General features: G+C 67.5%; 14 protein-coding genes. 4 read left to right on the top strand and 10 right to left on the bottom strand.

Features of this window, described 5'->3' with window-relative positions; all coding sequences use genetic code 11:
• Positions 1–37 precede the first annotated feature (37 nt).
• Both RCJ92_RS02205 and RCJ92_RS02200 read left to right on the top strand, forming a co-directional pair.
• Positions 38–631, top strand: coding sequence for a DNA-3-methyladenine glycosylase I (locus tag RCJ92_RS02205; RefSeq protein ID WP_446753634.1), 594 nt, complete (start codon positions 38–40; stop codon positions 629–631).
• Positions 628–1,509, top strand: a complete 882-nt coding sequence (locus tag RCJ92_RS02200) for a DNA-3-methyladenine glycosylase family protein (RefSeq protein WP_446753633.1) — start codon at positions 628–630, stop codon at positions 1,507–1,509. Before RCJ92_RS02205 ends, RCJ92_RS02200 begins: the two co-directional genes overlap by 4 nt.
• A gap of 422 nt (positions 1,510–1,931) precedes the next feature.
• On the opposite strand, the gene RCJ92_RS02195 is transcribed toward RCJ92_RS02200, so the two are convergent.
• The 3 genes from RCJ92_RS02195 to RCJ92_RS02185 form a co-directional block, all read right to left on the bottom strand.
• Positions 1,932–2,786 (bottom strand): siderophore-interacting protein, encoded by an 855-nt coding sequence (locus tag RCJ92_RS02195; RefSeq protein ID WP_446753632.1) that lies wholly within the window; start codon positions 2,784–2,786, stop codon positions 1,932–1,934.
• Positions 2,787–2,852: 66 nt separating this feature from the next.
• Entirely contained in the window at positions 2,853–3,323 is a 471-nt protein-coding gene (locus RCJ92_RS02190) for an acyl-CoA thioesterase (RefSeq protein WP_138174768.1), read from the bottom strand.
• Positions 3,324–3,327: 4 nt separating this feature from the next.
• A complete protein-coding gene (locus tag RCJ92_RS02185) occupies positions 3,328–4,446 on the bottom strand; it encodes an App1 family protein (protein ID WP_446753631.1) in 1,119 nt (372 codons plus the stop codon).
• Between the two features lie 99 nt (positions 4,447–4,545).
• Between RCJ92_RS02185 and RCJ92_RS02180 the strand changes: the two genes are divergently transcribed.
• Positions 4,546–4,986 (top strand): pyridoxamine 5'-phosphate oxidase family protein, encoded by a 441-nt coding sequence (locus tag RCJ92_RS02180; protein ID WP_054820856.1) that lies wholly within the window; start codon positions 4,546–4,548, stop codon positions 4,984–4,986.
• 100 nt (positions 4,987–5,086) lie between these two features.
• On the opposite strand, the gene RCJ92_RS02175 is transcribed toward RCJ92_RS02180, so the two are convergent.
• The 5 genes from RCJ92_RS02175 to RCJ92_RS02155 form a co-directional block, all read right to left on the bottom strand.
• Positions 5,087–5,944 (bottom strand): 3-hydroxyacyl-CoA dehydrogenase family protein, encoded by an 858-nt coding sequence (locus RCJ92_RS02175; RefSeq protein ID WP_343830726.1) that lies wholly within the window; start codon positions 5,942–5,944, stop codon positions 5,087–5,089.
• 28 nt (positions 5,945–5,972) lie between these two features.
• Positions 5,973–7,430 carry an aldehyde dehydrogenase family protein gene (locus RCJ92_RS02170; RefSeq protein ID WP_446753630.1) on the bottom strand — a complete coding sequence of 486 codons (1,458 nt, stop codon included), beginning with the start codon at positions 7,428–7,430 and terminating at the stop codon, positions 5,973–5,975.
• A 110-nt stretch (positions 7,431–7,540) separates the two neighbouring features.
• A complete protein-coding gene (locus RCJ92_RS02165; protein WP_138174776.1) occupies positions 7,541–8,725 on the bottom strand; it encodes an acyl-CoA dehydrogenase family protein in 1,185 nt (394 codons plus the stop codon).
• Positions 8,726–8,804: 79 nt separating this feature from the next.
• On the bottom strand, positions 8,805–9,950 hold the full coding sequence (locus RCJ92_RS02160) for a CaiB/BaiF CoA transferase family protein (protein WP_138174778.1): 1,146 nt from the start codon (positions 9,948–9,950) through the stop codon (positions 8,805–8,807).
• 95 nt (positions 9,951–10,045) lie between these two features.
• On the bottom strand, positions 10,046–10,792 hold the full coding sequence (locus tag RCJ92_RS02155; protein WP_446753629.1) for a GntR family transcriptional regulator: 747 nt from the start codon (positions 10,790–10,792) through the stop codon (positions 10,046–10,048).
• Positions 10,793–10,913: 121 nt separating this feature from the next.
• On the opposite strand from RCJ92_RS02155, the gene RCJ92_RS02150 reads away from it, so the two are divergent.
• A complete protein-coding gene (locus RCJ92_RS02150) occupies positions 10,914–11,861 on the top strand; it encodes an inositol monophosphatase family protein (protein ID WP_346922604.1) in 948 nt (315 codons plus the stop codon).
• A gap of 19 nt (positions 11,862–11,880) precedes the next feature.
• Here the strand turns inward: RCJ92_RS02150 and RCJ92_RS02145 are convergent, their stop codons facing one another.
• Both RCJ92_RS02145 and RCJ92_RS02140 read right to left on the bottom strand, forming a co-directional pair.
• Positions 11,881–12,387 carry an N-acetyltransferase family protein gene (locus tag RCJ92_RS02145; protein ID WP_446753628.1) on the bottom strand — a complete coding sequence of 169 codons (507 nt, stop codon included), beginning with the start codon at positions 12,385–12,387 and terminating at the stop codon, positions 11,881–11,883.
• Between the two features lie 229 nt (positions 12,388–12,616).
• Positions 12,617–13,667: thiamine pyrophosphate-binding protein (locus RCJ92_RS02140; protein WP_446753627.1), on the bottom strand; the 1,051-nt coding region annotated here is incomplete at its 5' end.

Raw genomic sequence — 13,667 nt, 5'->3', positions numbered from 1 at the left:
GGGCCAGCGGTCCCGGCGGCGATGGCAGGATGGTGGCATGGGAGATTTAATCATCGGGGCCGACGGGCTGGCGCGGCCCCCGTGGGCAGCCAGCAGCGAGCTGCTGCGTGAGTACTACGACACCGAATGGGGCATGCCCATCACCGATGAGCGCGGCCTGTTTGAGCGCCTGAGCCTGGAGGCCTTCCAGTCCGGCCTGTCGTGGGCGATCATCCTGAAGAAGCGGGAGGACTTCCGCCGGGCATTCGCCGGCTTTGACCCCGACGCGGTCGCGGCCTTCGGCCAATCGCAGATTGACCAGCTGCTGCAGGACGCGGGGATCGTGCGCAACCGGCGCAAGATTGAGGCCACCATCAGCAACGCGCGGGCCACCATCGCCCTGCGCGCCGCCGGCGGATTATCGGAGCTGATTTGGTCGCACCGCCCGCAGCACCCCCCGCAGCCGGCCACCCTGGCCCAGATTCCCACGCAGAGCCCCGAATCGGTGGCGCTGTCCAAGGCGCTGAAACGGGCCGGCTTCAGGTTCGTGGGACCCACCACCATGTTCGCGCTAATGGAGGCCATCGGCATGGTGGACACCCACCTGCTGGGTTCGCACCGCCGCGGCAGTTCGGGAATCTGGCGACAGTGACGCACCGGTTCCGCCTCACCTCCACCGGGGCGCTGGATGTGGCGCATCTGTTCCAGGTGCTGCAGGTGCATTCACTGCCCATTCAGGAAACCCTGGATCCGGCGCAGGGCACGATCACCCGGCTGTTGCACACGGCCACCGGCTGGCAGCTGACCGAGCTGCGGGTGGATGCCGGCGGCGTCGGGGTGACCACCGAGGCGCCGGCGAGCGCCGAAGCAGGGCTGCGGGACGCCGTGACCCATTGGCTAGGGCTGGCGCAAGACGGCACTGCGGGATTGCGCCGCCTGTCCAGGGATCCATTGCTCGGTGCCTGCGCCCGAAGGCATCCGCATCTGCGCCTGATCAGCTACCCGGATTTCTTTGAGGCCCTGGTGACCACGGTGCTGGGTCAACAGATTTCCACCCGCGCCGCACGCACGCTGGCGCTGCGGCTTGTCACGGCACTGGGGGTCGAGCACGCGAGCGGGTTCCACGCCTTTCCAGAGGCCGCGAGGGTCGCCGGAACATCGGTTCCCGATTTGGTGTCCATCATCAGGTGCCCCGCCTCCCGGGCGGCAACCTTGCAACGGGTGGCCCAGTGGTACCTGGATTTCGGCCCGTCGATGAAGGCCCCGGTCCCGCAGCTGCGCCAGAGTCTACTGGCCCTGAAGGGAGTCGGCCCGTGGACCGTGGATTATGTGGCATTGCGCGGGCTGCGCGACCCGCGCGTCTTCTTGGCTTCGGATCTGGTGGTGCGCCGCGCCCTGCAGCTGCTGGGCTGGGAGCAGAAGGCGTCCCTGCTGGATTGGGAAAAGGACAACGCGCTGGCGACCGTGCTGCTCTGGAAGGTCGCGGGCGAACTTGGCGCTCCGCCAGGCGCAGGCGCGCTACCGATGTGAGGACGGCCCTGGCTCACCCAGGCAAATCTCACGCAGCCAAAACCCGGACTTAAAACAGAAGAAGCGCATCAAGGCGTGCATGCTTGATGCGCTTCATTCTGCGACTCGGCTGACTGAGCAGGTCAGCCGTTCCCTTTCCCTTTTACTTCAAGCCGGCCAGGCCGACCACCGCCGGGGATTGAGCAAGTCCCGTGACGGCTCTTGGTCGACTCGCATCGACCAAAGTCAGCGCCTCCCCCGACCACACACGGGGAAGGCTCTGCACTAAGCATACGACACCCCACCACAATAACGTCAAGTGCATCTGGCTTAATTTTTCAAAGTTATTCTTAGGTGTGTCTAATCTAAGAAAAAGTGGCCCGGAGCGGGTGTCGCTCCGAGCCACTGCGGGGCCAGGCCCCTAGAACCTTCCGCCGCTGGCGCTATTTTGCCGGCGCTGGCTCCTCGTCAAAGATCTGGCCGATGGCGCTACGCTTTTCGGCCTGGAATTCATCCTCCACCCGGCCGTAGGCCCAGTACGCGGACAGGGACATCTCCTGGCGCTGCACTTCGCGCTCCCCATGGAAGTACATGCGCAGTTTTTTCATGACCTCACGCTCGCCGTGGCAGAAGATCTGCACCTTGCCCTCGGGCCAGGGCACCTGGCGGACCGCCTGCTCAAGGATGGTGGTCTGCGGGGAGAACGGCGCATTGCGGTGCAGCCAGGTGATCTCGATGCCCTTCGGCGCCTGGAACTGCACTTCGTCCTTGGCATCGTTGACCTCGATGATCACCCGCCCGACCATGTCCTCATCCATGGCCTCCAGCGCGCAGGCGATGGCCGGGATCGCGGTTTCGTCCCCGACCAGGAACTGGAAGTCGTACTCCGCGCTGGGCGCATAGCGTCCGCCGGGACCGCTGAAGCAGATCTTGTCACCGACCTGCGCGTCGCGTGCCCACGGCCCGGCCAGCCCCTCGTCCCCGTGGACCACAAAGTCGATGTCCAGCGTCTGGGCCTCGGTGTCCACGTTGCGCACAGTGTAGGTGCGGCGCACCGGCAGGTCCTGGGCCGGGAGAATGGCCCGCAGCTCATCGAGGTTGTAGGGCGGCTGCAGCCCCAGCTCGGGCTTGGCGAAGAGGATCTTCACATAGCGGTCGGTGGCCTCCTTGTCCTGATAGTCGGAAAACCCCGGACCGCCGAAGGTCAGGCGCACCAGGTGCGCGGAGATCTGCTGGCGAGCCATCACTTCGAGCACTACCTGCGGACGCACCGGACGACGACCATCACTCTTGGCCACAAAAACACCCCTTGAACTAATAGGTTAGATATAGCTAGCCTAATTCATTTTTGGGGCCAACGGCACCTAGCGCCCAAAGACCGGCCGCCCCTGGAAGGGTGCCAGCCCGGCGCGTTCGGCCTCACTCAGGCGCTGCACCCGCGAGCTGGCGGTGTCAAAGAAGGCCAACGTGGTGGTGGCCCGCACACACAGAGTGTCCTCCACGGGGTCCCGGAATTCATAGCAGATATCGAAGCTGGCCGGCTTCACGCTGGCGATCCACAGGTCCACGTTGACCGGGACGTTGCGGTATTCCAGCGGCCTGGAGTACCGCACGCGGTGTTCGACCACCAGGATCTGGACCCCGGCCGGGACGGCGGAGAAGATATCCACCTTCGGACGCATCCCCGGAGCGCCGGTGCCCCCGGGCACGCCAAAGCCGGCGATGCGCGCCTCCTCCATGAGCCTGATCAGGTTCACGTTGTTCACGTGCCCGTACGCATCCATGTCGCCCCAGCGCATGGGGACCTCGACGCGCAATACGGTTCCGGCTTCCATCGCTTTATCCCTTTCCGTCATCGGCCTGGCTCCCGGACTCGGGCGCGGCTGCGGCGCCACGCTTTTCACCTTCCAGCAGGCCCAGTTGCTGCAGCCGCAACGCGATGCGCGATCCGTCGGCCTCGTAGACCCAGTCCGTATCCGGGGTGGACATTTGCAGCTCGTGGGAGCGACCGCCGGCCAACACCGCCTCGGATGGGGTGAGCTGGCGGATGACAATGGCACGCACGTGCTGCGGATAGCGCCGAGCGAACTCGGCGTAGGTGCTCGGGTCATGCTGCCCGTCGTCACCGATCAACACCCAGCGGATGTTGGGGAACTCGTGGGCCAGGCGGCGCAGCTGGTCGACCTTGTGCTGGACCCCGCTGCGGAACCAGGCGCTGGGAGTGGGTCCCCAGTCGGTGAGCAGCATGGGCCCCCGGGGATAGAGGTTGCGGCTCAGGAACCGGTTCAGGGTCTGCGCGACATTCCAGGCGCCGGTGGAAAGATAGATGGTCGGGGTGTTGGGGCGCGATGTGACCAGCCGCTCCATCATGACCGCCATGCCGGGGGTGGGCACCCGGGCATGTTCGGAGAGCACAAAGGAGTTCCAGGCCGCCAGCAGCGGCCGAGGCAGCGCGGTGACCACAACGGTGTCGTCCACATCGCAGATCACCCCGGTGCGCTGGTTTTCGTCAATGACCAGCACCTCGGTGCTGGCTCCTTCCCCCTGGGCCACACTGACATCCACCCGGTGCCACCCGGGGGCCAGGTCGACGCTGAGCTTGGCGTCAATCACCCCGCCGCGGTCGGCGTGGACCTTGAAGTCCTGGCCGGCCACGTGGACCATGACCTCGGCGTAAGGCAGGATCGGGGAAATGAAGTTTCGAAAGCCGCGAATCCCGTCCTCGATCATCTGGGCCTTGTGTCGCCCGTTTTCGAAGAATCCCGGACGCGCCAGGGCGACCCGGGCGAAGACGCGCACCCAGCCCCCGTCGCCGCTGCTGTATCCATAACCCAGATACGGCATAATGATGGGACGCAGCCCCCGGCCCTGAGCCCGACGGGCGCGCCAGCGGTGAAAGCCGTCTTCCAGGCGTGCGGCAATATGGCGCGCGGTGCCGTCAGTTGCAGCATGAGTCATGCGACCAGTCTTTCACGACTGGCCCGGACTGCGGGTGTCGCCAGAAATTTGTGCCCGAATGCACTGGACTTTTTCTACAGGACGTAGAAAACTGAGGGTATGAGATTTGAACACGACAATGACGATCCGGTCCTTAAACTGACCGAGGAACAGTGCTGGGAATTGCTGGCCCATAGCGCCCACGGACGTGTTGCCACCGCCGCGGCGGGCATCATCGACATCGTTCCCGTGAATTTTGCCGTGCACAAGGGCTATATTTTCATCCGTACCGCTCCGGGCAACAAGCTCGCGGCAATGACCGTGAACTCCTCCATCGCCTTCGAGGCCGACGGGGTGCTCTCCGACGAAGCCTGGAGCGTCGTGGTGCACGGCACCGCGGCTGTGCTGGAAAGCGAGGAGGAGATCCGCGAGGCCCGCGAGTCGGGCGTCACCCCGTGGATCCCCACCCTGAAGGACGCCTGGGTCCGGGTCAAGGTCGAGCGGATCTCCGGACGCCACTTCATCCTCGGCGCCCAACCCGAGGTTACCGACGAGGCCTGATTCCCGCTTCACCCGCCCTGCCCCGCGCCGGGCGCCACCACGCCAGGGGACCGCGAATTCTCGCGGTCCCCTGGCGTTTTCCCATCGGCGGTGCCCGACGCTAGGAGTAGTCGTAGAACCCGGCGCCGCTCTTGCGTCCCAGGCGGCCTTCGGCGACCTTCTCGGCTATCAGCGGGTGCGGCTTGTCGGCGGCGTCGCCGGTCTCGGCGTAGGTGGCCTGGGCGATGAAGTCGATGACGTCGATGCCCACCAGGTCCATCAGTTCAAAGGGACCCATCGGATGTCCCAGCGCGGTCTTGGCCGTGGTGTCGATGTCCTGGAAACTGGCGACCCCGTTGGCGGCCAGTTCCAGCGCCTCGCGCTGCAGCGCGCCCATCATGCGGTTGGCGACAAACCCGGGGACCTCCTTCTGCACCAGCACCGGGTCCTTGCCCATGGCGCGCGCCACCTGCATCACGGCCTCCACGGTGGCGTCACTGGTGTGTTCGTTGCGCACCACCTCGACGCACTTCATGACCAGGGCCGGGTTGAAGAAGTGCATGTTGCACACCAAGTCCGGGCGCCCGGAAGCCTGCGCCACATGCGAGGAGGCCAAGGTGGAGGAGTTGGTGGCCAGGATCGCGTGTGCCGGGGTGCTGCGGCCCAGCTGCTCAAAGAGCGCCTTCTTGACCTCCAGCTTCTCCACGGCCGCCTCGATCACCAGATCCGCGTTGCCGGCCGCCGCGTCCAGGTCGGTGCTGCGTTCCAGCCGGGCGAGGGCCGCGTCGGCATCGGCCTGGGTCAGCTTGCCCTTGGCCACCCGGCCCGCGGCCCACTTATCCAGTTCCCGCCCCGCGGCCTTTAGCGCCTCGCCGGAGATGTCGTTCAGGGTGGTGTTGTAGCCGGCCAGGGCCGCGCTCATGGCGATCTGGCGCCCCATGGTGCCCGCCCCGATGACCAGGATCCGCTGTATCTGCATCGTTGTCCTTCCGATTCCCGTGCCGGTGCTAGCCGCGCAGGTAGGTGGTGGTGGTGTGCGTATAGAATTCGCGGGCCGCAGCCCCTTGTTCCTTCGGCCCGTATCCGGAGGCCTTGGCCCCACCGAAGGGTACGTGCGGGTCGGCCCCGGCCGATTCGGAATTCACATGCAGAATACCCACATCAAGCTGCTGTTGCGCGCGAATCGCCGTGGCCAGGTTGGTGGTGAACAGCGCCAGGCTCAGCCCGAACTCACTGTCCTGGGCGGCGGCGAAGGCCTGCTCGGCGCCGGCGACCTGGATGACCGAGAGGATGGGGGCAAAGAATTCCTCACGCCATCCCGCGTTCTCACGCCCCTGCGGCCCCTCGGGCAGCTGCAGGATGATGGGCGGCATGAACCCGGCCTCCTGCGGGGCGGCGCCCCGATAGCGGATGCTGGCGCCCTGCTCCAGGGCACGTTCCAGCCCCTGCTGGGCCGCATCGCGGGCCCGGGCATCCACCAGTGGACCCATGTGCACCGCCGCATCCAGAGGATCCCCGGTTACCCAGTCATCGAGCCGGGCGGTGAGCCGGCCCAAGAAGTCCTCGGCGATGTCCGCGTCCAGGATCAGCCGTGAGGTGGCGGTGCATTTTTGGCCGGTGGAGCGAAACGCGCCAAACAGCACCTGCTCCACGGCCAGATCCAGGTCCGCGTCGGCCAGCACCACCGAGGCGTTCTTGCCGCCCATCTCGGCCTGCACCGGGACCCCGCGCGCCGCGCCGGCGGCGCACAGCTGGCGTCCGACCCCGGTGGAGCCGGTGAAGGACAGTCCGGCCAACCGCGGGTGGTCCATGATGGCATCGCCCAGTGGGCCCGGGCCGATGACCAGGTTCAGCACCCCGGCGGGCAGGCCGGCGGCCTGAAGGGCCTCGACCAGCCGCATTGCCAGCAGCGGCACCAGGCTGGCGGGCTTGAACACCACGGTGTTGCCGAAGATCAGCGCCGGGGCGATCTTCCAGGCCGGAATAGCGATCGGGAAGTTGAACGGGGTGATGACCCCCACCACACCCAGCGGCTTGTGGGTCACCAGGATTTGTTCCCCGGCCCGTGGCGACTGGAACACCGTGCCGGCATCGCGTTCGGCCTGCCCGGCATAGTAGTCAAGGATCTGCGCGGCCCGTCGGACTTCACCGATCCCCTCCGCCAGCGTCTTGCCTTCCTCCCTGGACAGCTCGGCGCCCAGCTGTTCGGCGCGCTCACGCAGCCAGGCTGCGGCCCGCTGCAGGTAGCCGGCCCGGGTGGCCATGGGGGTTGCCGCCCAGTCGGCGGACGCCGCGTGCGCCGCGTCCAGGGCCTGCCCGACCTGTGCGACGGTGGCCGCCGCCCCCTGGGCGAGGGTTCGTTCGGGGGTGGCCGCAGCACTGGAGCTGACCTGCTGCCCCTGGCCGGGAACCCACTGGCCATTGAGGAATTGACGCAGCTCGACCACGGTGTTCTGTTCCTTCATATGCCTGACTTTCTAGATGCTGCCCGCTGGAGGAGGCGGTGCTGGTGACGGTTCGTGTTTGGGACGCCGCGCCGGGGCGGCTGCTTGCCGGCCCCGACGCAATGCCGGTCCTAGCGGAAGGCCGGCACCCCGGTGAGCTTGTTGCCCAGGATCAGGGTGTGCACCTCATCGGTGCCCTCGTAGGTGCGCACCGATTCCAGGTTGTTGGCGTGGCGCAGCGGCGAGTAGTCCATGGTGATGCCGTTGCCGCCCAGGATGGTGCGCGCCTCCCGACAGATTTCAATGGCCTCGCGGCAGTTGTTCAGCTTGCCCACCGAGATCTGGTGCAGGTCCAGGGTTCCGGCGTCCTTCATCCGGCCAATGTGCAGGGCCAGCAGGAAACCCTTGTTGATTTCCAGGGCCATGTCCACCAGCTTCTGCTGGGTCATCTGGTAGCCGGCCAGCGGCTTATCGAACTGCATGCGGGTCTGCGAGTAGGCCAGGGCATCCTCGAACGCGTCCCGGGCGGCGCCCATGGAGCCCCAGATGATGCCGTAGCGGGCCTCGTTCAGGCAGGAGAACGGCCCCTTGAGCCCGGTGACGTGCGGCAGCACCGCATCGGCAGGCAGGCGCACGTCGCTCAGCTCGATTTCGCACTGGATCGAGGCGCGCATCGATAGCTTCGGCTCGATCGGGGTGGCCGAGTACCCGGGAGTGTCGGTGGGAACCACGAAACCGCGGATCCCCTCATCGGTCTGCGCCCAGATGACGGCGACCTTGGCCACGTTGGCCAGCCCGATCCAGCGCTTGGTTCCGTTCAGCACCCAGTCCTGCCCGTCACGGCGGGCGAAGGTGGTCATGCTGGAGGGATCCGAGCCTGCGGTGGGCTCGGTCAGCCCGAAGCAGCCGATGGCCTCGCCGGCGGCCATCTGCGGCAGCCACTGCTGCTTCTGCTCCTCGGAGCCGTGCTTGTAGATGGCGCTCATGGCCAGGGAGCCCTGCACGGAGACGAAGGTGCGCAGCCCCGAGTCCCCGGCCTCCAGTTCGGCACCGGCCAGCCCGTATTCCACGGCGCTGCGCCCGGCGCAGCCGTAGCCTTCCAGGTGCATGCCCAGCAGGCCGAGCTTGGCCATTTCCGGCACGATTTCCAGCGGGAAGACGGCCTTCTCGTACCAGGTGGCGATGTTCGGCTTGATGTTCTCGGCGACGAACTGGCGCACCTGCTGGCGCAGCGCGAGCTCCTCGGAGCTGAGCAGCGCATCGAAGTTGATCAGGTCCGAAGGGTCCAGGGCGGTGCCGGTGGTGGTCGTGGTCATGGTGTGCTCCTTGAAACGGAAGAGGGGTTGGGTGGGTAGTGGCCCGGCCGGTGAGGGCGCCCGGCCTGGGTTGGTGGCGCTAGCTGCCGGTGGGGTTCAGCAGCAGCTGCTGGTGCTGGCCGTGGGCCGGGGGCACGCTGTGATACTGGGCGCCGGTGCGGGAGAGCCCGATGGGACTGGCGATCTGCCGGGTTTCCTGCGCGGTGTGCCGGTCGCGGATCAGGGCGGTGGGTTCCAGCCCGAGGTCGCGGGCGAAGTCTATGGCCTCGGCGATCGAGTTCACCTTGCCCGCCGGAACCCCGGCCCCCATCAACGCTTCGGCCCAGTACGCCGCCGGACGGGTGACGGTGGCATTCTCGATTAATTCCTTGAGCTCTTCGCGGTGCGCCACCCGGGAGCTGTTCTCGGCAAAGCGCGGGTCCTGCCCCAGTGCCTCGAGTCCCAGTTCGCGCAGCAGGGCCGCGAACTGGCGGTCATTGCCCACGGCGATGGCCACCACCCCGTCGGCGGTGCGGAAGGTTTCGTAGGGTGCGATGCTGGGGTGGGCGTTACCCATCCGGGCCGGGGACCGCCCGGTGGCCAGCGTGCTGCTGGATTGGTTGGTCAGCCCGGACAGCAGGGAACCCATCAGGGTGATGTTCACCTGCTGACCCTGCCCGCTGGCGTCCCGCTCGCGCAGTGCCAGCAGGATTCCGGTGGTGGCGTTCTGGGCGGCCAGCACGTCCACCAGCGCGACCCCGACCTTCGAGGGGGTGCCCTGCGGCTCACCGGTGATGCTCATCAGCCCGCCCACGGCCTGCACCAGCAGGTCGAAGCCGGGGAGCGCAGCCCCCTGCTTGTCGCCGAATCCGGAGATGGAGCAGTACACGAGACGGGGGTTGAGTTCGGCGAGGCTGTGGTAGTCCAGGCCGAATTTGGCCAGGACCCCGGGCCGGAAGTTTTCCACCAGCACATCCGCGTCGCGGATCAGCTCCAGCAGGGCCTGCAGTTGGGCCGGATCCGCAAAGTCGGCGACTACTGCCTGCTTATTGCGGTTGACCGCCGAATAGTAGGTGCTGACCCCGGCGTCGGTGACCGGCGGCTTCCAGCTGCGGGTTTCGTCGCCTGCCGGGCTTTCGACCTTGATCACCTCGGCACCGAAGTCGGCCAGCGTCATGGTGCACAAGGGCCCGGCCAGGATCCGGGAGAGGTCAACGACCTTGATTCCCTGCAGTGGTTGGGTCATCGGCTAGACCACCTTTTCATCATCCAACATCGTTGTTACATGTTGCATGCAACTCTAGATCAGGTGGTCGTCGGCGACAAGGGGTGGAGCCAAAGTTACTGCGGTTTGGGGCAGTTCTCCGGCAGGAGCATCAGCTGATCCAGGCGTTCAATGAACTTCTGGGCATCCAGGCCGGGGGTGCGGGCACAGACCGAGCGGATCAGCAGCTGGGCGGTGCGCATGACGTGGTTGCGCATCGCGGTGGCCGCCGCCGCCGGGTCACGCTGGGTGATGGCCTCGATGAGTTCATCCCGGTCCCCCGCCAGCTCCTGGCTGGTGCGGGCCTGGGGGATGGTGGTTTGCCCGTGGGCCAGCACCAGGTTGCGCAGCTCGCTGATGATCGCATCCAGCTTGGCGTTTCCGGCCAATCCCAACAGGTAGAGGTGGAACTGCTTGTCGGCTTCCAGGGTGGCCCGCCCGTCCCCCGTTTCGCCGATCTGCAGCATCCGCTGGTGCAGCTCGGTGAGGGTGCGGATATCGCCGTCGCTGGCGTTGAGCACCCCGCGCGCCGCGGCCTGCGGTTCCACGGCCAGGCGCACCTGGAAGACCTCGACGATATCATCCAGGGAGATCTGGTTGACCCGTACCCCGCGGTTCTTGGCCACGGTGACGATGCCTTCCTTCTCCAGCAGCTGCAGGGCCTCGCGAACCGGGGTGCGCGAAACGCCGAGCTTCTCGGCGATGGCGATCGCCGAGTAGTGCTCCTCCGGCTTCATCTCTCCGGAGACGATGGCGGCACGGATCATGGTGGTCACCTGTTCGGTCAACGACACCTTGGGCACGATCGGTTGCATGCTACTCATGGCCAGAAGCTTATCTTGCTTCGCCCGAGCCGGGTCGGCGCATCGGCCGGTTCCATCCCGCGCGCCCGGCTCCCCGGCCCGCGCAACAAGGTGCAGCGCATCGGGGCGCTAGGCTGGAGGCGTGGAATCCCAGGCATCAAGGCACCGCGCTCCGCGTCCCGCGACCATCCAGGCAACCGACCCCCGACAGCCGCCGACGGCCCCGGCATGCACGCAACGGCAGCAGCTGGCCGAACGGCTGCGCGGTGATGCCCTGGAAGCCGGGCGCCAGGCCGCCGGGCTGCTGCGGGAGAACTTCCGCACCGGAATCGGGGCCGAGCACAAGACGAACACCCACGACCTGGTCACCGAACTGGACCGGCGCAGCCAACTGCTGCTCACCCGTGAGCTGCTCTCCCGCTGCCCCGACTCCTGGGTGCTGGGCGAGGAAACGGTGGAGGATCTGCCCACCGGCGATCCCTCGGGGTCCATCCAGTGGATCGTGGACCCGCTGGATGGAACCAGCAATTTCGTGCACGGCATCGCATTCTTCTGCGTCTCCATTGCCGCGGCCATCGACGATGAGCTGGTGGCGGCGGTGGTGATCGACCCGGTCACCGGCGATGAGTTCAGCGCCAACCTCCAGGGCGCGTTCCTGAACGGGCAGCCGCTGCGGCCGCGGCCGCGCCCCGGCCAGCAGCACGCCAACCTGATGACCGACTACCCATCGGCCGAGGCGATCGCGGCCGACGGGAGGATTGCCCTGGACCTCTTTGGCCAGTGGGTCCTGGACTTCGCGACCGTGCGGCGCAAGGTTTCCGCGGCGATGGCCCTGGCACACGTGGCGGCCGGTTGGGCCGACGCCACCATTGGCTTTGACACCAAGGCCTGGGATGTGGCTGCCGGGGCCCACCTGGTGCGCATGAGCGGGGGCAGCTACCGGGGCCTGCATCACGGCGGCGAGCCGGGCCCGGACCACCTGGCCCCGGGGTTCATCGCCCAGGGGCCAGGCGCCGACTACCCCAGCCTGCGCACCGCCGCCCAGCGCATTGCCGAGCACCGGTCCGCCGCCGCACGCCACGGCCGCTAGCACCCTTGCCCGACCCCACCTACCCGGTGCAGGGGATCGGGCAGAACCCCAGTTGCCGGTAGAGGTTCCAGGCCGCAGCCGAGGTGCCCTCCCCCACCCGCAGACTCAGCGTGCGGTGCCCGCTGCGGGCGCAGCCCGCCAGTGCCCCCAGCACCAGGGCGCGGCCCAGCCCCCGTCCCCGCTCAGCGGGGGCCACGAAGAGGTCGATGATAAATGGACCGGGAAGTCCGGGATCCCAGATGGATCGCTGGACCACAAAGACGGCACCGACCGCCCGTGCACCGAGTACGGCAGCGCTGGAGCATTCGGGCAGCAACCGCCCGTAGTGGTTGGCGAAGGTCTGTTCCATTTCCCGTGTGGCGTCGTGCAGCGTTGCTGCGGCCACCTCGGGCGGGTACGCGGCCAGGTAGGCGGCCGCCAAGTCCGCGGCGTGACGGGGATGGATCGGCTGGATCCGCGCATCTTCGGTGGCGGGCAGTTCAAGGCCCGCCTGGGTGGGATCGATCTTGAGAAGGTCTGAGGGCACGGCTGTTCCGTTCGTGGGTCTTCCATGGATCTGCGGGTAGCTCAGGAACGGATCATGGACCCGAGCCTAGCAGCTGTTCCCGGCCGTGCGGGGCCAGGATCAGCCGGCGCTTCGGCACGGGTGGCCCCACCGTCCTGCTGCCGCCAAACACGAAGGGGGGCCTGCCCACGGCAGGCCCCCCTTGGTGTTCATTGCTGGTGCCCGGTGCTGTGCGGCACGCCGGAATGGCTTACGCTTCCAGGTGCGTGGGGGCAAACATCTTCAGCAGAGTCTGCACCACCACGACGTTTGGCCCCTCGGCGGCGAAGGACTCGCGCAGCGCCTGCCCGACCTCCTCCACCGGGACCTGGCGGGCCGGAATCCCGAAGGACTCGGCCAGGGCCACGAAGTCGGGGCGCGCCAGCTCGGTGGCGGTGGCCTTGCCGAAGGCCCCTTCCATGTATTCGCGCAGGATGCCGTAGCCGCCGTCATCCACGATCAGCCAGGTGACCGGGACGTTGTGCTGCTTGGCGGTGGCCAGTTCGGCGATCGAGTACATGGCCGATCCGTCACCGGAGACGGCCAGCACCCGCGCCTCGGCGTGGCCCAGCCCCTGGGTTTCCAGCCCGACGGCACCGCCGATGGCCGCGGGGTAGCCAAAGCCCAGTCCCCCGGCCCCCTGCGCCGAATGGAACTGGCCCTGGCGGGCGTCCCAGCAGCTCCAGCCCCAGTAGGCGGCGATGGTCATGTCCCAGTAGGTCTGCATCCGCTCCGGCACGGCCTGGCGGATGTCGGCCATGAACCGGCGTTCCTTGTCCAGGTCCTGCGAATCCAGGCGCCGCTGCACCTTTTCCAGGGTCTGGGCCACCAGCTGCTGCGGGCTCTGGCCGTGCCAGTCCACGCGGGCCTGGTGCCCGGTGCGCCGCAGTTCCTCGGCCAGGAACTCCAGCGCGGCCTTCGCATCGGCGCGCAGCCCCAGGGCCGGGGTGTTGGATTCCAGCACCCGCGGTTCGGCGTCAATCTGGATCATCCGCCCGCGCGGGGTCAGGGTGAAGTAGTTGCTGGTCACCTCGCCCAGCGAGGAGCCGACCACGATCAGCACGTCCGCGTCCTCCAGGACCTCGGTGACGTAGCGGTCCTCCACCCAGGACTGCAGGGAGAGTTCGTGGTCCCACCCGAACGCGCCGTTGCCGCCGGGGGTGCTCAGCACCGGGGCCTGCAGCGTTTCGGCGACCTGCGCCAGCGCCTGCTGCGCGCCGGAGCGGCGCACGCCGCCCCCGGCCACGATCACCGGGCGCCGG

The sequence above is a fragment of the Glutamicibacter sp. BSL13 genome, assembly GCF_052928425.1.
Note: the sequence above shows the minus strand (reverse complement) of the source record. Positions and strands in the feature narration are given on the sequence as shown.

Coding starts and splice junctions, on each gene's coding strand:
- RCJ92_RS02205 (WP_446753634.1), top strand. CDS start 38: ATGGGAGATTTAATCATCGGGGCCGACGGGCTGGCGCGGCCCCCGTGG.
- RCJ92_RS02190 (WP_138174768.1), bottom strand. CDS start 3,323: ATGGAAGCCGGAACCGTATTGCGCGTCGAGGTCCCCATGCGCTGGGGC.
- RCJ92_RS02185 (WP_446753631.1), bottom strand. CDS start 4,446: ATGACTCATGCTGCAACTGACGGCACCGCGCGCCATATTGCCGCACGC.
- RCJ92_RS02180 (WP_054820856.1), top strand. CDS start 4,546: ATGAGATTTGAACACGACAATGACGATCCGGTCCTTAAACTGACCGAG.
- RCJ92_RS02175 (WP_343830726.1), bottom strand. CDS start 5,944: ATGCAGATACAGCGGATCCTGGTCATCGGGGCGGGCACCATGGGGCGC.
- RCJ92_RS02170 (WP_446753630.1), bottom strand. CDS start 7,430: ATGAAGGAACAGAACACCGTGGTCGAGCTGCGTCAATTCCTCAATGGC.
- RCJ92_RS02165 (WP_138174776.1), bottom strand. CDS start 8,725: ATGACCACGACCACCACCGGCACCGCCCTGGACCCTTCGGACCTGATC.
- RCJ92_RS02160 (WP_138174778.1), bottom strand. CDS start 9,950: ATGACCCAACCACTGCAGGGAATCAAGGTCGTTGACCTCTCCCGGATC.
- RCJ92_RS02155 (WP_446753629.1), bottom strand. CDS start 10,792: ATGAGTAGCATGCAACCGATCGTGCCCAAGGTGTCGTTGACCGAACAG.